Annotated in this window: 17 protein-coding genes and 1 riboswitch; of the genes, 2 read left to right on the top strand and 15 right to left on the bottom strand. The window is 70.5% G+C overall.

Features of this window, described 5'->3' with window-relative positions; all coding sequences use genetic code 11:
- Positions 1–2: 2 nt before the first annotated feature.
- From bluB to cobT, 14 genes are all read right to left on the bottom strand, one after another.
- Positions 3–728, bottom strand: coding sequence for a 5,6-dimethylbenzimidazole synthase (bluB, locus tag ABE957_RS02210; protein WP_349757048.1), 726 nt, complete (start codon positions 726–728; stop codon positions 3–5).
- A gap of 181 nt (positions 729–909) precedes the next feature.
- Positions 910–1,521 (bottom strand): cob(I)yrinic acid a,c-diamide adenosyltransferase, encoded by a 612-nt coding sequence (gene cobO / locus ABE957_RS02205; RefSeq protein WP_349757047.1) that lies wholly within the window; start codon positions 1,519–1,521, stop codon positions 910–912.
- A 55-nt stretch (positions 1,522–1,576) separates the two neighbouring features.
- Positions 1,577–2,356: an ABC transporter ATP-binding protein gene (locus ABE957_RS02200; RefSeq protein ID WP_349757046.1), complete on the bottom strand. Its 780-nt coding sequence runs from the start codon at positions 2,354–2,356 to the stop codon at positions 1,577–1,579.
- Positions 2,356–3,324, bottom strand: a complete 969-nt coding sequence (locus ABE957_RS02195; protein WP_349757285.1) for a FecCD family ABC transporter permease — start codon at positions 3,322–3,324, stop codon at positions 2,356–2,358. The genes ABE957_RS02200 and ABE957_RS02195 overlap by 1 nt, the downstream gene beginning before the upstream one ends.
- Positions 3,325–3,328: 4 nt before the next feature.
- Positions 3,329–4,171: a cobalamin-binding protein gene (locus ABE957_RS02190; RefSeq protein WP_432765390.1), complete on the bottom strand. Its 843-nt coding sequence runs from the start codon at positions 4,169–4,171 to the stop codon at positions 3,329–3,331.
- A 47-nt stretch (positions 4,172–4,218) separates the two neighbouring features.
- Positions 4,219–6,030 (bottom strand): TonB-dependent receptor domain-containing protein, encoded by a 1,812-nt coding sequence (locus ABE957_RS02185; RefSeq protein ID WP_349757044.1) that lies wholly within the window; start codon positions 6,028–6,030, stop codon positions 4,219–4,221.
- A gap of 132 nt (positions 6,031–6,162) precedes the next feature.
- Positions 6,163–6,407: riboswitch (cobalamin riboswitch) on the bottom strand.
- Positions 6,408–6,501: 94 nt separating this feature from the next.
- Positions 6,502–6,945: a bifunctional adenosylcobinamide kinase/adenosylcobinamide-phosphate guanylyltransferase gene (locus ABE957_RS02180; RefSeq protein ID WP_349757043.1), complete on the bottom strand. Its 444-nt coding sequence runs from the start codon at positions 6,943–6,945 to the stop codon at positions 6,502–6,504.
- The gene (locus ABE957_RS02175) at positions 6,897–7,562 is read right to left on the bottom strand and encodes a histidine phosphatase family protein (RefSeq protein ID WP_349757042.1); all 666 of its coding nucleotides are present in this window, start codon (positions 7,560–7,562) and stop codon (positions 6,897–6,899) included. The genes ABE957_RS02180 and ABE957_RS02175 overlap by 49 nt, the downstream gene beginning before the upstream one ends.
- Before the next feature lie 31 nt (positions 7,563–7,593).
- Positions 7,594–8,352, bottom strand: coding sequence for an adenosylcobinamide-GDP ribazoletransferase (gene cobS / locus ABE957_RS02170; protein WP_349757041.1), 759 nt, complete (start codon positions 8,350–8,352; stop codon positions 7,594–7,596).
- Positions 8,349–8,948, bottom strand: a complete 600-nt coding sequence (locus ABE957_RS02165; protein WP_349757040.1) for a bifunctional adenosylcobinamide kinase/adenosylcobinamide-phosphate guanylyltransferase — start codon at positions 8,946–8,948, stop codon at positions 8,349–8,351. Before ABE957_RS02165 ends, cobS begins: the two co-directional genes overlap by 4 nt.
- On the bottom strand, positions 8,945–10,033 hold the full coding sequence (gene cobD / locus ABE957_RS02160; RefSeq protein WP_349757039.1) for a threonine-phosphate decarboxylase CobD: 1,089 nt from the start codon (positions 10,031–10,033) through the stop codon (positions 8,945–8,947). The genes ABE957_RS02165 and cobD overlap by 4 nt, the downstream gene beginning before the upstream one ends.
- A complete protein-coding gene (cbiB, locus tag ABE957_RS02155) occupies positions 10,030–11,016 on the bottom strand; it encodes an adenosylcobinamide-phosphate synthase CbiB (RefSeq protein ID WP_349757038.1) in 987 nt (328 codons plus the stop codon). The genes cobD and cbiB overlap by 4 nt, the downstream gene beginning before the upstream one ends.
- Entirely contained in the window at positions 11,013–11,738 is a 726-nt protein-coding gene (locus ABE957_RS02150; RefSeq protein ID WP_349757037.1) for an adenosylcobinamide amidohydrolase, read from the bottom strand. The genes cbiB and ABE957_RS02150 overlap by 4 nt, the downstream gene beginning before the upstream one ends.
- Before the next feature lie 3 nt (positions 11,739–11,741).
- Positions 11,742–12,791, bottom strand: coding sequence for a nicotinate-nucleotide--dimethylbenzimidazole phosphoribosyltransferase (cobT, locus tag ABE957_RS02145; protein WP_349757036.1), 1,050 nt, complete (start codon positions 12,789–12,791; stop codon positions 11,742–11,744).
- Between the two features lie 170 nt (positions 12,792–12,961).
- On the opposite strand from cobT, the gene ABE957_RS02140 reads away from it, so the two are divergent.
- Together ABE957_RS02140 and ABE957_RS02135 are read left to right on the top strand one after the other, a co-directional pair.
- A complete protein-coding gene (locus ABE957_RS02140) occupies positions 12,962–14,293 on the top strand; it encodes a sulfite oxidase (RefSeq protein WP_349757035.1) in 1,332 nt (443 codons plus the stop codon).
- Positions 14,294–14,302: 9 nt separating this feature from the next.
- Positions 14,303–14,710 carry a hypothetical protein gene (locus tag ABE957_RS02135; RefSeq protein ID WP_349757033.1) on the top strand — a complete coding sequence of 136 codons (408 nt, stop codon included), beginning with the start codon at positions 14,303–14,305 and terminating at the stop codon, positions 14,708–14,710.
- 185 nt (positions 14,711–14,895) lie between these two features.
- Here ABE957_RS02135 and ABE957_RS02130 read toward each other — a convergent pair whose 3' ends face one another.
- Complete coding sequence (locus tag ABE957_RS02130; protein WP_349757032.1) at positions 14,896–15,891, bottom strand: zinc-dependent alcohol dehydrogenase family protein; 996 nt, start codon at positions 15,889–15,891, stop codon at positions 14,896–14,898.
- Positions 15,892–15,927 lie beyond the last annotated feature (36 nt).

Below are 15,927 nucleotides of genomic sequence, written 5' to 3'. Positions count from 1 at the left end.
CCTCACTGTCGGGGGGCCAGGGCATCGACGGCGCGTGTGAGCGCCGCGTCCGCCGGTGGGGCCTGCCAGCCGTTGCCGTGCACCCGATCGGCCAGCGGCAGGCGCTGCCGCCAGCCCGCCCGGGCGAGCTCCGGCCCGTCGAGGAAGTCGTCGACGTAGCCCAAGCACAGGTAGGCGAGCGGATAAACATGCGCCGGCAGGCCCAGCACCTCGGCCAGGTCCTGCTGGTCGAGAATGCTGACCCAGCCCACACCGATGCCCTCGGCGCGGGCTGCCAGCCACAGGTTCTGGACCGCCAGGCAGGTGCTGAAGAGATCCATCTCGACGATGCTCTGGCGGCCCAGCACGTGCTCGCCGCCACGCTCCCGGTCGCAGGTGATGCAGAGGTTGAGCGGGCTCTCGAGGATGCCCTCGAGCTTGAGGCGCCGATAAAGCGCGCCGCGCTCGCCCGAGTGGGCCTCGGCCGCCCGGGCGTTCTCGCGCTCGAAGATGTCGTGCACCCGCTCGCGCACCTCGCGACTATCGATCAGCAGGAAGTCCCAGGGCTGCATGAAGCCCACCGAAGGCGCATGGTGGGCGGCCTCCAGCAGCCGCGCCAGCACCTCGGGCGGAATCGGGTCCGGACGGAACTGGCTGCGCACGTCGCGGCGCTCGAAGATGGCCCGATAGAGGCCCTCGCGCTGCGCCTCGGGGAAGGCGTGATCGGATCGCCCGTTCGGGTCTGACATGCCGCTCTCTCCTGACAATCTCATGGGGGCCTGAGCTCCGCCGGGGCCGAGCCCCGGGGTGCCGGACCATCGCGAGGGCGCTGTGAACCCATCCCTGGTCGCTACCGACGCCATCCCTGGCGTAGGACCCTCGCTACGACTCGCTCCCGGCGTACACCTCGAGGCGCATCGGGAAGACGCGTTACAGCTCTACGCCCTTCTGAGCCTTGATGCCCTGATCCTTGAAGGCGTGCTTGACCACCTTCATCTCGGTGACGGTGTCGGCCAGCTCGATCAGCGCATCCGGCGCGTGGCGACCGGTGACCACCGCGTGCTGCATGGGCGGGCGCGCCTGCAGGTCGTCGAGCACGGCATCGAGCTCCAGGTAGCCGTGGCGCAGGGCGATATTGAGCTCGTCGAGCAGCACCAGCGCATAGTCCGGATCCGCGAGCATGCGTCGCGCCTCGGCCCAGGCCGCCTCGGCGGCGCGCACGTCGCGCTCGCGGTCCTGGGTATCCCAGGTGTAGCCCTCGCCCATGACGTGGTAGTCCACCCCCGGCAGGTCGCGGAAGAAGGCCTCCTCGCCGGTGCTGAAAGCGCCCTTGATGAACTGCACCACGCCCACCTTCATGCCGTGGCCCAAGGCGCGGGCGACCATGCCGAAGCCGGAGCTGCTCTTGCCCTTGCCGGGGCCGGTGAGCACCAGCAGCACGCCCTGCTCCTTGTCGGCGGCGGCAATCCGCTCGTTCATGATCTTCTGCTTGGCGGCCATGCGCTCGGCATGCCGCTGGGGATCGATCGAGGGTCGGCTCATGTCGAGACTCCTGTTGATAAAAAGAAAAGGGAGGAACGCCTCAGCGTCTCTCACCTCAACGCCTGGGCACGAAGACCGGCGCGCCCTCGACCTCGACGCGGGTCAGCGCCTGGTCGTAGAGCCGCTCCAGGGCCGCGGGCACCAGCATGGCCTCGGCGGGGCCCCAGCAGGCCTCGCCGTCGGGATAGAGCAGCAGCAGGTGGCTGCACCAGCGGGCCGCCATGTTGAGGTCGTGCAGGCACATCATCACCGCGCCGCCGCGCTCGGCCTGTTCGGCCAGCAGGCCCATGACCGCCACCTGATGATGCAGGTCGAGATGGTTGGTGGGCTCGTCGGCGAGCCAGATCGCCGGCGCCTGGGTCAGCACCGTGGCCAGGCTGACCCGCTGGCGCTCGCCGCCGGAGAGGGTCGCGAGCTCGCGCTCGGCCAGATGGGACAGATCCAGGCGCGCCAGGGCCGCCGCGGCGAGGGCGTGGTCCTCGGGGCCCTCCTGCTGCCAGGGCGAGAGGAAGGGATGGCGGCCGATCAGCGCGGTCTCCCGCACCGTGGCCGGGAAATCGTCGTGGCGCTCCTGGAAGACCAGCCCCAGCCGCCGGGCCAGCGCACGACGCCGCCAGCCGAATAGCGGCCGGCCTTCGAGGCACACCTCCCCCGCGCGCGACGGCCGCAGCCCGGCCAGGGTGTGCAGCAGGGTCGTCTTGCCGGCGCCGTTGGGGCCCAGCACGCCCCACACCTGGCCCGACGCGATGCCCAGCGTGAGCGCCCGCCCGTCCTGGCGTCCCGGCACGTCGACCACCAGGTCTCGCGCCTCCAACGTCGGGGTCGGCGTGGCCATCAGCGGCTCCGATGCAGCAGGTAGAGAAAGCTCGGCACGCCGAGCAGCGCGGTAATCACCCCCACCGGCAGCTGCTGGGGCGCGATCAGGGTGCGCGCCAGGGTATCGGCGAGCGTCAGCAGGGTGCCGCCGGCCAGCAGGCTCGCCGGCAGGATCCGCCGCTGGTCGCTGCCGAGTCGCAGGCGCAGCATGTGCGGCACCATCAGGCCCACGAAGCCGATACTGCCGGCGGTGGTGACCGCCACGGCGGTGAGCAGGCTGGCCAGCAGGTAGAGGGTCCACTCCAGCGGGCGCACTGCCACGCCCAGCGCGGCGGCCTGCAGCCCGCCCCGGGCCAGCACGTTGAGGGTGCGCCCAAGGGGCAGCACGACGATCAGGGCCAGCACGGCCACCGAGAGCACCGGCCAGGGCGTGCCCGCGTAGGCGAGATCGCCCATCAGCCAGTAGAGCATGCCGGGAAGCCGCTCCACCGGGCTCACCGCCAGCAGGAAGGTGATCACGGCGCCCCAGCCGGCGGCCATCACCACCCCGGTCAACAGCAGACGGGTCGGCGTCCAGCTGCCGGTGCCGTGGGCCAGGCCGAAGACGATCAGCGTCGAGACGAGCGCCCCGGCGAAGGCCGCGCCGCCCACCAGGGCGGCGCCGAGGCCCGCCAGCATGGCGGCCAGCGCCGCCACCGAGGCGCCGCCGGAGAGCCCCAGCACATAGGGGTCGGCCAACGGATTGCGCAGCAGCACCTGCATCAGCGCCCCGGCGAGCGCCAGCAGCGCGCCGGTGCCGAAGGCGGCCAGCGAGCGGGGCAGGCGCAGCTCGAGCACCAGGGTACGATGCAGCGCCTCGCCGCCGCCGGTCAGCACCCGCAGCAACTCATCCACACCGATCGATACGCTGCCAAGCGCCAGGGCCAGGCCCTGGGCCAGCAGCGCGGCCAGCGCCAGCCAGACCAGCGGCCCGGGGCGCGCCAGCATGGCTCTAGCGCCGCTCACGAACGGTCTCCAGCCGATCGCAGAGCGCCCTGGTGCCCTCCAGCAACCGCGGCGTGGCGCGCTGCACCAGGTCCGGGTCGACGAAGAAGAGGTTGTCGCGGCGCACCGCGGTCATCTCCGGGTAGCCGCGCCAGGCCTCGAGCCAGGTGGAGTCGGGCTCGCCCATGCCGCCGGTGATGATCGCCTCCGGGTCGCGGGCCAGCACCGCCTCGACGCCAATACGCGGCACCAGCGGCGCCTCATCGGCGAAGAGGTTCTCGCCCCCGCACAGCGACAGCGCCTGGCTGATCCAATGCTCGCCATTGACGGTCATCAGCGGCTGCTCCCACACCTGGTAGAAGACCGGGACCGGCTCGGCGTTGGCGTGCTGAGCGCGCAGCGCAGCCACTTGCTGGCGCAGCGAACGGGCCGCCTCGTCGGCCACCGCCTCGCTGCCGGCAAGTGCCCCGAAGCGCTCGAGGCTCGAGGCGATGCCGGCGAAGTCGTTGACGTCGGAGAAGAAGACGGGAAGGCCAAACCGAGGCAGTCGATCGACCTGCTCACGGGGATTGCCGCCGGCCCAGGCCACTACAAGATCGGGTTCCAGGGCCAGCAGCGCCTCCATATCGAGGCGATCGTAGCTGCCCACCCGGGGCAGCTTGGCCGCCTCGGGCGGGTAGTCGCTGAAGCTGACCGCCCCGACCACCCGCTCCCCGGCCCCAGCGGCGTAAAGCAGCTCGGTAACTCCCGGCGAGAGCGCGACGATGCGCCTCGCCGGAGCGTCCAGGCAGACCTCGCGCCCGGCGTCGTCAACGACGCAGACTTCCTTTCCAGCCTCGGCGGCCGCCATCGGCAGCACCAGACCGCTCAGAAGCACGCGAGAGAGCCGACGCAAGATCACTGGCCGAAGTTCACGCTGAGGAAGGCTGCGCGACCTGGTGCGCGATAGTCACGACCATCGAAACGGCGATCCGTGGCATAGCTCTTGTCGAGCACGTTCTCCAAGGTCAACCGAGTCGACCAACCCGGTGCGAAGGTCCAGCCGGCCCGCAGATTGACGAGACCGAAGCCAGACAGACGCTTATCGTTATCGGCATCGTCGTACCGATGGTTCTGGGCGATTAATGAGCCGCCCAGGGTCCAATCACCCAGTACGCGATCGGCGTCAAAGCGCAGGCTACGCGAGGCCCTATTCCGAAGACGATTGCCATTGGCGCGATTCTCAGGATCGCTATAGGTCAAGGCGGCACGCAGCGACCAGTTGTTGACGTCGGCGCCGGTCGCGACTTCCGCGCCGCGAATACGAGCCTTTCGAATGTTTGAGGGTGACCGCTGGCCGGCGATGAAGTTATCGATATCGCTTTGATAGAAAGCCAGGTCCCAGAAGCCATGGTCAAATTGGCCCCGAATACCCAGTTCAACACTCTCCGACTCTTCCGACTCTAGGTCGGGGTTGCCATAGCCGGGATAATAGAGGTCGTTGAAGGTCGGCGCACGAAACGCAGTTCCATAGCTAGCGCGCAGGGTATGGATCTCGTCAAGCGCATAGCCCAGCGCTAGGCTACCGGTCACCTCTTCACCGTAGGCCTCGTTATCGTCGTGGCGCAAAGAGGCCAGAACGGTGACCGGAGAGAAATCCAGCAGCGCCTGGGTGAAGAAAGCCAGATTATTACGGCTGTCTTCATCGTAGTCGACGGTGGCATCGACGTTGTCGCGGGCGTACTCCGCACCTGCGACCAACTCGTGGGGACCGAAGACTAGAGTATTCTCCCAGCGGGTCGTGCGCGTTCGGGTATTAATCACCGAATCGCCGAAGACATCGATGTTGTCACTCTCGTCTCGCGCCTCGCTGAGCGTCAGGCGGCTTTTCCAGGCGTCGGTCATCGGCAGCTCGCCATAGACTCCAGCCACCTGCTGAACGTAATCGGTATTGCCTCCCACGAACTCCGTATTGCCGCGCGCCCGCAGGGCCAATACGCCCACCTCGGCGCCGTTATCGAAACCGTGGGAGAGCCTAACCAGGCCGGTGGTGTTGTCGTAGCCCTTGTCGCCCTCGCCTTCGATGATCTCGTAGCCGTCGGTATCCAGGCGGCTGGCGGCAACGTGATAGCGGGTGCCACCCTCGCTGCCGGAGAGCGAGGCACTGGCGCGCCGGGTATCGAAGCTGCCTCCGCCCAGCGAGATGCGCGGCGTGGGCTCCCCTTCCCCTCGCGGGGTGAACAGCTGCACCACGCCTCCCACGGCATCGGCACCGTAGAGGCTGCCCCGTGGGCCGCGTACGATCTCGGCGCGGTCAAACATGCGCGGATCGAGAAACTGCCAGGCTGCGCCGCCGAGGGTCGCCGAACGGAGCCGAATGCCGTCGATCAATAACGGCGTAGATTCGCTGCCTGTACCACGAATATAGATGCTGGTTGCCTTGCCGAAGCCGCCATTGGAATTGACGTCGACCCCAGGCTGGCCGCGCAGCAGGTCGGTGATGTCGGTGGGGTCCTGGCGGCGCAGAGCTGCCTCGTCGATCACGGTGACCGAGGCCAGCGTCTCGTCGGCGGTACGCGGCGCGCGGGTGGCGGTCACCGTCAGCGGATTGAGGGTCTCGGTGGCGACCTCATCGTCGGAGGCGCTCGACGGGGTCTGGGCCAGGACGGCCAGCGGCAGCGCGGCCAGGGCGAAGGCCGCCAGGCCACGGGAAGCGTGAGTGGTATTCATGTGGGTCCCTTGCTGCCGTGCTCACCCGCACGGCACCTTGCGTTTTTTTCTGATGGGCCGGCAGAAGGGAACGAGAACACGGGCGCAGGCGGCAAGATGCCGGCATGCCCGACTCGTGATCGCCCTCCGCGATCCGGCATGTGCTCTCAGGCCGGTCTCCGGGCTGACGAACGAAGGGCTTGGCCGAACCAGAGAGGCACCTTACGGACCGCCGCCTTCCCATGCCGCGGGGGCACAGTGGCCTACCAATGAAGGTAGTGGCGGACCTTGATTCGATCACCGTTGCGGGGGCAGCGTCGGACTCGCCCTGGGGCGCACCGACTTCCCGTTTATCCGATGAAGCGAGCTCCACCGGCACCTGAGAGTGCGGGTAAGCTAGCAATCGGCCCCGGGGGCGTCAACGCGAATCGCCGGCGACGTTGACGCGGCTCATGCCCAGAGCAGGCAAAGTTCAGGCGGCTCGCGCAAAGATCAGCCAAGAGTCAGGCACCGAGCCAATCCGTGGCGCACGTACCACACCGCCTCGGCGCGCGCCGCCGCGTCCTGGGCCAGCCAGCCGGCGAGATCGCGCAGGCGACGATCCGCCGGGTCGATCGGCACGATGCCGCGGCCCACCTCCGACAGGATCAGCACGATCTCGCCCTGCCCCCGCCGCTCGGCCTCGACCATCGCCGCCAACTCCGCATCGAGTCGGGCGCGCAGCCGATCGTCGTCGGACTCGTCGGCATCATCTGCCAGGGCGCCGGCGAGCCAGTCGAGCCAGCCGCTGATCACCAGGCACTGCCCCGGGGCCAGCCGATCACGCCAGCCGGAAAGGTCCGCGCCCTCCCCCATCTTCAGCCAAGTCGCCTCGGGGAAGCGGCTCGCTATGAGGTCGCGCTTTCCGGCGCAGGTACCGCCGATGAACAGCTGCATTGCCAGCCCTCCTCGCCATGGGTGAAGACGAACCGCCGGCCCTGGGCCTGGCCCACTACGCCGGCCCAGAAGTCGGCGCCCTCCAGGCGCCGGGAGAGCTCGCGGATGGCGCCGCCGTGGCTGACCGCCAGCACCCGCCGGTGGCCGTGCGTATTGGCCTGCGCCAGCACCTCGTCGAGCCAGGCGGAGAGACGCGCCCAGAGGTCGTCGGCGGATTCGCCGCCGGGCGTCGCCCGCATTCCTCGGCTGTCGACCCAGGCCCGGTAGTCCGGGTCGTCCTTGAGCGCCTCCCAGGTGCGCCCCTCGTAGTCGCCGAAGTCCAGCTCGCGCAGTCGGCGATCGAAGCACGGCGTCTCGGGATGGGCCGCCCATGCGCTGCCTTCCCGAATGTGGGCGAGCGTCTGGCGACAGCGGGTGAGATCGCTCGCATGCACGGCATCGAAGCCGCTCTCGGCCAGCGCCTCGCGCAGCCGGTCCAGATCGGGCAGCGCCTCGGGCAGCAGCAGCGGAATGTCGCGCTGGCCCTGGTAGCGGCGCTCTCGGTTCCAGCTCGTCAGGCCGTGACGAACGACCACCAGTTCAAGGCAGCAGGCACCGTCCAGGCGAACATCGCTCATCGGCGCTCTTCCTCTTCACAAGACCAGCTCGTCAGGCGGTGACGAACGACCACCAGCTCCAGGCGATCAGCAGCAGCCATAGTTCTCCTCCTTCGATGGCGGCCCCGACGATATCGCCGTTGATGCCGCCGAAGGCCCGGCGCATCGCCAGGCCATATCCCATGATAAAGACGACGAGGCCGGCCACCAGCCAGGCGCCGCCGGGCCACCAGATCGAGAGTGCCAGCGGCAGCGCGGCGGCCAGCGCCAGATCGCCGCGGGTCAGGCTCTGCTGCCAGGCGTGGGCCAGCCCCTCAGCGCGGGCCGCCGGCACCATGACCAGCAGGCCGACGCCACCGAGCCGCCCCAGGGCCAGCAGCGCCACCAGCCCCCAGGGGCTCGCGCCGGCGTCGAGCAGCGCCCACAGCAGGGCGAGCTTCCAGGCCAGCAGGAAGACCAGCGCCAGCACGGCGAAGCTGCCCACCTGGGGGTCCTTCATGATCGCCCAGCGCTTCTCGAGGGGCGCATTGCTGCCCAGTGCATCGGCGAGGTCCATCACGCCGTCCAGGTGCAGGCCGCCGGTCAGCGCCACCCACAGGCTGAGCAGCGCCAGGGCCAGCAGCGGCGTGGGCAGCAGCGGCTCCAGCAGCGTGCCCACAACCGCCACCAGGGCCCCCAGCAGCGCGCCCACCAGCGGATAGGCCCGGGCCGCCCAGCGCCGAGTGATCGGCGTCCAGGGGCAGGCCAGCGGCACCGGCAGCCGGCTCAGGAACTGGATCGCAAGAAGGACGCCGAAGACCGCGCTTCTCATGAACTCGCTCCTTGCACACGCTTGTCGTTTCCGTTGATGCCCTTTCCCTCGCTGGCCTTCCCCTCGATGCCTTTCCACTCAATGACCTGGCCGGCCACCACTTCGATCACTCGATCCGCCTCCTCGGCCAGGTCGCGATGCAGCCGCTGCAGGAAGGCCAAGTAGCGCCACACCATCTCGTCCCGGGGCGGCAGGTCCTCGTTGAGATCGTTGGAGACCACCACCAGGGCGATGTCGCGACGCCGGGCCGAGGCGATCAGCCGCTCGAGCATCGCTCGGCCGGCGGCCTCGCCGCGCTCGGCCTCGAAGAGCCACTGGCCGGCCCACAGGGTCAGGCAGTCGAGCAGCACGCTGCTGCCCGCCTCGAGCCCCTCCAGCGCGCCGGCGATCTCCAAGGGCGCCTCGCGGGTCAGCCAGCCCTCACCCCGCTCGCGGCGATGCCGGGCGACCCGCGCCGCCATCTCGCCATCGCCGACGCGGGCCGTGGCGAGATAGACCAGCGCGGCTCCCCCCTGCTCCCGCAGGCTCTGGCGGGCCAGGGCCTCGGCCGCCGCGCTCTTGCCCGAACGCGCCCCGCCGGCGACGAAGGCGATCATGGGCACCTCCCCGCCGCCAAGGCCGCGAGCAGGCGGGCATTGTCGGGCCCCTCGCGCAGGGCGAGGCGCAGCCAGCGGCCGTCGAGGCCGGGGAAGTTGTGAGTATGGCGCGCCAGCAGGCCACGGCGCAGCAGCGAGGCGAACAGCGCCTCGGTCTCTGCGGCGTCCCCGCCGCGCAGCAGCAGGAAGTTGGCCGCGGCCGGCGCCACCGCATAGCCCAGCTCACGCACCTTGCGGGGCAGGTCGCGCTGGTCGACCAGCCACGCCCGAGTGCGCGCGAGGTAGTCGGCATCGGCGACCAGCGGCTCCACCAGCTCGAGCGCCAGGGCGTTGACGCTCCAGGGCAGCTGGCACGCGGCGAGTCGCGCCACCGTCTCGGGCGCGCCCAGCAGGTAGCCGAGCCGGAGGCCCGGCAGATCGTAGAGCTTGGTCAACGAGCGCAGCAGCAGCAGGTTTGGCGATTCAGCCAGCAAGGGCGTCAGCCGCTCGTCGTCCTCGGTGAAGTCGACGAAGGCCTCGTCCACCACCAGGGTGGTGCGGGCCTCGTCGCACCGGGCCAGCAGGCGCGCGATGTCCTCGCGGGGGATCAGCGTGCCGGTGGGGTTGTTGGGGCGGCAGAGAAAGAGCACTTCGGCATCGGCCATGGCCCGCTCGGCCGCGTCGACGTCGAGCCGGAAGGCCTCGCCGCTAAGCGTAAGGGCCTCGACCCTGAGGCCGTAATGGGCGCAGGCGCGGGCGTATTCGCTGAAGGTGGGCTGCACGATCAGCGCGCGACCGCCGCGATGCAGCGCCGCGGCAAGATAGATCGCCTCGGCCCCGCCGCCGGTCACCAGCACCCGGTCGGGGCTCACGCCCTCGTGCTCGGCGATGGCCCGACGGGCGCGGTCGTCGTCCGGGTCCGGGTAGCGGGTCAGGTGCTCGGCGGCGCCGGCCAGCCAGTCGCCGAGCCAGGGCGGCGGCCCCAGAGGATTGAGGTTGACGCTGAAGTCGATCAGCGGATGTTCGGGCGGCAAGCCATAGCGCTCGAGCAGCGGTGCACTTCGCCCGCCGTGGCCGGGCCAGGCCGATGCGGCACCAACACTCATGAGAAGACCTCCCACGCCAGGATCGGCAGGCTCATCAGCAGCAGGAGTGCCAGCCAACCGCCGTGCATGTGGCGGATGGCGCGCCCGATATGCGCAACGCCCAGCGGCTCGAGGGGCGTGCCCAGAGTGGCCCGGTGCGAGGGGCGCCCGGCGTATTGGTTGAGGCCGCCCAGCCGCACCCCCAGCAGATTCGCCACCATGGCCTCCGGCCAGCCGGCATTGGGGCTGGGATGGCGGGGCGCCTCACGGCGCGTGGCGGCGAGCGCCCCGGCCCGGCGACTGCCGGGTATCGCCCAGGCGGCCAGCCACAGTGCCAGCGCGGTGAGCCGGGCCGGCAGCCAGTTGACGGCGTCGTCGAACCTCGCCGAGGCACGACCGAAGTCCAGGTAGCGGGGGCTGCGGTAGCCGACCATGGAGTCCAGGGTGTTGGCCGCCTTGTAGGCCATCGCCAGGGGCGCGCCACCGAGCAGCGCCCAGAAGAGCGGCGCGGTGATGCCGTCCACGGTGTTCTCGGCCACGGTCTCCACCGCGCCCCGGGCCAGCTCCGCCTCGTCGAGCGCGGCGGTGTCGCGCCCGACGATCATCGAGAGCGCCCGTCGCGCTTCGGCCAGCTCACCGCGGGCCAGCGGTCCGGCCACCGCCCGGCCTGCCTCGGCGAGCCCCCGGGCGGCCAGGGTGGTGGCGAGCAGGCCGAGTTCCGCGGCGAGCGCCAGCCAGGGGCTGAGCCAGGCGAGGACCGCCAGCAGGCCCCAGCCGAGCGCCCAGCTGCCGCCCACCACCACCAGCACCAGCCAGCGGCCGCGCCGCCGGCGCGCGGCGGCGGACCCGTGATTCCAGGCTCGCTCGAGCCGGGCGATCACCCGCCCCATGCCCACCACCGGATGCGGCAGCCAAGGCGGATCGCCGAGCGCCAGGTCAAGCAGCATGGCGGCGACGACCAGGCCCAGCAGTGAAAAGGAGAGGGGCTCGACGAGCGGGCTCATCGCGCGCCCTCCGTCATCTCCAAAGAGGCCAGGACGGCCCGATACACGGCGTCGCCGATGGCGCGCCCGAGCCGCGTGCCCGAGCCCGCATAGGGCGTCGAGTCGCCGCGCTGGGTAGCGGCGATGGCCAGGCAGTCGGTGGAGGTGCCGGTGGCCGGGGTGCCGGTATGCGGATCGCGTACGCCACGGCCCCCCAGGGCCTGCATCTTGGCCTCGGTGACCGACTGGACGGCATTGACCATCGCGCCGTCGTCGAGGTGGCCGTCGATGAAGACCAGGATATTGATCGTGCCGACCACCGGGCGCGGATCGCCCAGGGCCGGCGCGGTGATGTCCACGGCATTGCCGACCCCGGCGGTGACCGCGGCCAGCACCGAGCGCTCGCCGGCGTCCACCGCCTCCAGCGCCAGGTGGGCGGGCGAGACGGCGGTCATCATCGCCACGCTCTGCTCACCATCGAGGCCGCGGCGGGCGAGCCAGTCGAGCAGATCGGCCCGGGGCGCGTGGCCGGCATAGCCCTTGTCGACGTGGAAGTTGCAGAAGTGTCGCGATCGCCCGAACCCTTCGCCGATCAGGGCGCTGCTCAGGGTGCGCAGCGGGGTGGCGTGGCGAAAATGCACGCAGCCAGCGTCGACGCTCAGCGCCAGGCCGTCGCCGAAGGCCAGGTCGCGCCGGTAAGTATGCATGGCGGGGCGCAGGGACAAAGACAGCGGGATCGTCACGGCTCAGCGCGCCTCGCGGTCATACACGCCGGCGGTGGCGAAGGTCGCCATCTCGGCCAGCATGGCCGTCGCCGCCTCGAGCAGCGGGAAGGCCAGCACGGCCCCGCTGCCCTCGCCCAGGCGCAGCTCCAGATCGAGCAGCGGCTCGGCGCCGAGCGCCTCGAGGGCCAGGCGGTGGCCAGGCTCATGGGAGCGATGGCCGAAGATCAGGTAGGGGCGCAGGGCCGGCGCGAGCCGACAGGCGGTGAGGGCCGCTACGCTGGCGATGAAGCCATCCACCAGGATCGGCAGGCGATGCGCAGCGGCCTCCAGGTAGGCCCCCACCATGGCGGCGATCTCCAGCCCGCCGAGCGCGGCGAGGATCGCCAGCGGATCGTCGGGATCGGGGGCACGCTCGACCAGCGCCGCCTCGATCACCGCGCGCTTGTGAGCCAGGCCATCCGCCGCCACGCCAGTGCCCGGCCCGACCAGCTCGGCCACCGGGGCGCCGGTCAGGGCCGCCAGCATGGCGCTGCTGGCCGTGGTGTTGGCGATGCCCATCTCGCCGGCGATCAGGCAGCGACAGCCGGCCGCCTGGGCACGCCGGGCGGCGCGCCGCCCCACCGCGATGGCGGCCAGCGCCTCGTCGCGGCTCATGGCATCCTCGCGGGCCAGGTTGGCGGTGCCGGGGCGGACCCGGTCGCGCACGATGCCGTGTGCCGGCAGCTCGCTGGCCACCCCCACGTCGATCACCTCCAGGCGCGCGCCGATGCGCCGTGAGAAGACGTTGATCGCCGCGCCGCCGGCGACGAAGTTGGCCACCATCTGCGCCGTGACGGCCTGGGGAAAGGCCGAGACGCCCTCCTCGGCCACGCCGTGATCGGCGGCGAACACCACCACCGCGGGCGGCGTTACGCCCGGGAACTCCTCGCCGGTCAGGCCGGCCAGGGTCACCGCCAGGTCCTCGAGACGCCCCAGGCTGCCGGGCGGCTTGGTGAGGGTATCGAGATAGCGACCAACCCGTTCGGCACAGGCCGCATCGGGCGCGGCGATCGACGGTGCGGGATCATTCACGGGGCGCTCTCCAGGCATCTTGATAAGGCCGCACATGCTACCAGAGCCGCGGCCTTCGCACCGCCGTCCGCCCGTGCAGGGAGTGCTACGCTTGGGGGTGGCAGCACAATCACAACAAGGCCCGGCCGGCAGCCTGCCAGCCGCCCGCCGGGCATGCCAGGAGTGTCGTCATGACCAGACAGCCCCCCGATACCAGGACGCGTGGCATTCATGAGCTCTACGCCGAGGACCCCGAGGCCGCAGACCGCAAGCTCTGGGATCGCGAAGTCGATCCCGTCACCCGTCGCGGTTTCCTGAAACGCTCGAGCCTGCTCGCCATGGCCGCCGCGGTGGGGGGATCGATCCCCTTCGCCGATCGCATGCCCGGCGGCCTGATTCCCGCCGCCCTGGCGCAGAGCGATGCCCCCTTTACCCTCAAGGGCAAGGAGGGCCTGACCGTCCTCAACGACCGGCCGATCAACGCCGAGACGCCGCCCCATCTGCTCGACGACGACATCACCCCCGGCCGGGTCATGTTCGTGCGCAACAACGGCATCCCGCCGGCTTTCGACAATATCGATGCCGACGCCTGGCAGCTGGAGATCGGCGGAGAGTCCTGCGAGAACCCCCAGAGCTTTTCGATCGCCGAGCTGAAGGAGCGCTTCGAGCACCACACTTACCAGCTGCAGGTGGAGTGCGGCGGCAACGGCCGCAGCGAGTACGTGCCCTCGGCCAGCGGCAACCAGTGGACCACCGGCGCGGTGGCCTGCCCGACCTTCACCGGAGTGCGCCTGCGCGACGTGCTCGAGGCCTGCGGCATCAAGGACGACGCCGTCTATACCGGCTACTACGGCGCCGATGCTCATGCCAGCGGAGACCCCAACAAGGATCCGATCTCCCGCGGCGTGCCCATGGAGAAGGCCCTGGAGGACGAGTCGCTGATCGCCTGGGCGATGAACGGCGAGGACATCCCCTACCTCAACGGCTATCCCCTGCGCGTGGTCTGCGGCGGCTGGCCGGGGTCGGTCTCCGGCAAGTGGCTGCAGCGCATCGTGATCCGCAACCAGAAGCACGACGGCACCAAGATGGGCGCGCCCTCCTACAGCGTGCCCAGGCACCCGGTCGCGCCGGGCAGCAACGTACCCAAGGAGGACTTCGTCACCATCCAGTCGATGCCGGTGAAGTCGCTGGTGACCTACCCCCGCTCAGGGATCGATCACGCGCTCGGCGAGGCCATGACGGTGCGCGGCCATGCCTGGGCCGGCGACCTGTCCGTCAAGGAGGTGCACGTCTCGATCGACTTCGGGGCGACCTGGCAGAAGGCCGAGCTGAAGGACCCGCCCAACCGGCTGGCGTGGCAGCGCTGGACGACCAAGGTGGATTTCCCCGAGCCCGGCTATTTCGAGGTCTGGGCCCGCGCCACCGACGAGAACGGACGCGCCCAGCCAATGGTCGTGCCGGGCTGGAACCCCAAGGGATACCTCAACAACGCCTGCCATCGCATTGCGGTCCAGGTGGCCTAGGAGGCAGCCATGAAACGCTTTGATGTGCTGGCCATGCCCGCCCTGGGTGTCGTGCTGGGGGTCGCCCTGGCCTGGCTGCCGCTGACGGCCGCCGCGCAGGACGCAGAGGCCCCGCAAAAGGACCCGGACAGCGGCCTGATCATGGCAGACGGTTGGGAGACGGTGCGCAGCAACTGCACGGCCTGCCACTCGGCCAAGCTGGTCACCCAGAACAGCGGCTCGCGCAACCACTGGCAATACCTGATCCGCTGGATGCAGGATACCCAGGGGCTCTGGGAGTTCGATGCCGAGACCGAGTCGACCATCCTCGACTACCTGGCGGAGCACTACGGGCCCAAGGAGGGCGCGCGTCGCCCGCCGATCCCCCGGGCGATGATGCCGGACAACCCCTACTCGACGGTGGCCGAGTCGAACTGAAGCGACGCGCTGTTCGCCATCACAGGCCCCTCGCGAGGGGCCTGTTCTCTGTTGGGGAGCGGCTCGCTTTAGCAGGTTAGATTCAGGGTCTGAGTCAGGTTCGAGATCAGCGTCAGACTCGGGGTCGGACGAGGCGCCAGGTTCGAGATCGGATGAAGCGCCAGGCTCGACCTCAGACCCTCGGCTCAGGGAATCAGCACCGCCGCGCCGGAGAGTCGCCCTTCGCGCAGGTCCTCGAGCGCCCGATTCGCCTCTTCCAGGGGATAAGCGTGCGTCTCGGTGCGAATCGGCACCTCGGGCGCCAGCGCCAGGAACTCTTCGCCGTCCTGGCGGGTGAGGTTGGCCACCGACTTCAGGCTGCGCTCCTCCCAGAGCAGGCGATAGGGAAAGGCGGGGATGTCGGACATGTGGATGCCCCCGGAGACCACCGCCCCGCCGGGGCGCACCGCAGCCAGCGCTGTGGGGATGAGCTCGCCCACCGGGGCGAAGAGCAGTGCGGCATCCAGAGGCTCGGGCGGGGCCTCGTCGCTGCCACCGGCCCAGACGGCGCCGAGCCGACGCGCGAACGCCTGGGCCTGGGTATCGCCGGGCCGGGTGAAGGCGTAGACCGACTGCCCCCGAGCCACGGCGAGCTGGGCCAGGATATGTGCCGCGGCACCGAAGCCGTAGAGGCCGAGTCGTTGGTTCGCCTCGCCACCGGCCAGCCGCCAGGTGCGATAGCCGATCAGCCCGGCGCAGAGCAGGGGCGCGGCGGCCTGGGCATCCTCGGCCGGCAGGGGAAAGCAGTAGCGGGCATCGGCCACGCAGTACTCCGCGTAGCCGCCGTCCCGGGTGTAGCCGGTGAACTCGGCGCGTTCGCAGAGGTTCTCGCGACCGGCGCGGCAGGGATCGCACTCGCCGCAGGTCCAGCCCAGCCACGGCACGCCGACCCGCTGTCCGGTCGCCAGGTCGGTCACGCCCTCCCCCAGCGCCGTCACCTCGCCGACGATCTCGTGACCGGGGATCAGCGGCAGCCGGGGCTCGCTGAGTTCGCCGTCGAGCACGTGGAGGTCGGTGCGACACACCCCGCAGGCCAGCACCCTGACTTGCACCTCGCCGGGACCCGGCTCGGGCAGCGGCAGGCGTTCCAGGTGCAGCGGCTGGCCGGCGGCGTGCAGCCGCATGGCGCGCATCTCGCTCATCGGGCTCTCCTCCTCGGGCGAAGGGATGGCACAGGG

The sequence above is a fragment of the Halomonas pelophila genome (genome assembly GCF_040196315.1).
In the GTDB taxonomy this organism is placed as follows: Bacteria; Pseudomonadota; Gammaproteobacteria; order Pseudomonadales; family Halomonadaceae; genus Halomonas; species Halomonas pelophila.
This window is presented reverse-complemented; position numbering and strand designations above follow the sequence as displayed.

Coding starts and splice junctions, on each gene's coding strand:
- cobO (WP_349757047.1), bottom strand. CDS start 1,521: ATGAGCCGACCCTCGATCGATCCCCAGCGGCATGCCGAGCGCATGGCC.
- cobD (WP_349757039.1), bottom strand. CDS start 10,033: ATGAGTGTTGGTGCCGCATCGGCCTGGCCCGGCCACGGCGGGCGAAGT.
- cbiB (WP_349757038.1), bottom strand. CDS start 11,016: ATGAGCCCGCTCGTCGAGCCCCTCTCCTTTTCACTGCTGGGCCTGGTC.
- ABE957_RS02140 (WP_349757035.1), top strand. CDS start 12,962: ATGACCAGACAGCCCCCCGATACCAGGACGCGTGGCATTCATGAGCTC.
- bluB (WP_349757048.1), bottom strand. CDS start 728: ATGTCAGACCCGAACGGGCGATCCGATCACGCCTTCCCCGAGGCGCAG.
- ABE957_RS02200 (WP_349757046.1), bottom strand. CDS start 2,356: ATGGCCACGCCGACCCCGACGTTGGAGGCGCGAGACCTGGTGGTCGAC.
- ABE957_RS02195 (WP_349757285.1), bottom strand. CDS start 3,324: ATGCTGGCGCGCCCCGGGCCGCTGGTCTGGCTGGCGCTGGCCGCGCTG.
- ABE957_RS02175 (WP_349757042.1), bottom strand. CDS start 7,562: ATGAGCGATGTTCGCCTGGACGGTGCCTGCTGCCTTGAACTGGTGGTC.
- ABE957_RS02135 (WP_349757033.1), top strand. CDS start 14,303: ATGAAACGCTTTGATGTGCTGGCCATGCCCGCCCTGGGTGTCGTGCTG.
- ABE957_RS02190 (WP_432765390.1), bottom strand. CDS start 4,171: ATGGCGGCCGCCGAGGCTGGAAAGGAAGTCTGCGTCGTTGACGACGCC.
- cobS (WP_349757041.1), bottom strand. CDS start 8,352: ATGAGAAGCGCGGTCTTCGGCGTCCTTCTTGCGATCCAGTTCCTGAGC.
- ABE957_RS02180 (WP_349757043.1), bottom strand. CDS start 6,945: ATGCAGCTGTTCATCGGCGGTACCTGCGCCGGAAAGCGCGACCTCATA.
- ABE957_RS02165 (WP_349757040.1), bottom strand. CDS start 8,948: ATGATCGCCTTCGTCGCCGGCGGGGCGCGTTCGGGCAAGAGCGCGGCG.
- ABE957_RS02185 (WP_349757044.1), bottom strand. CDS start 6,030: ATGAATACCACTCACGCTTCCCGTGGCCTGGCGGCCTTCGCCCTGGCC.
- ABE957_RS02130 (WP_349757032.1), bottom strand. CDS start 15,891: ATGAGCGAGATGCGCGCCATGCGGCTGCACGCCGCCGGCCAGCCGCTG.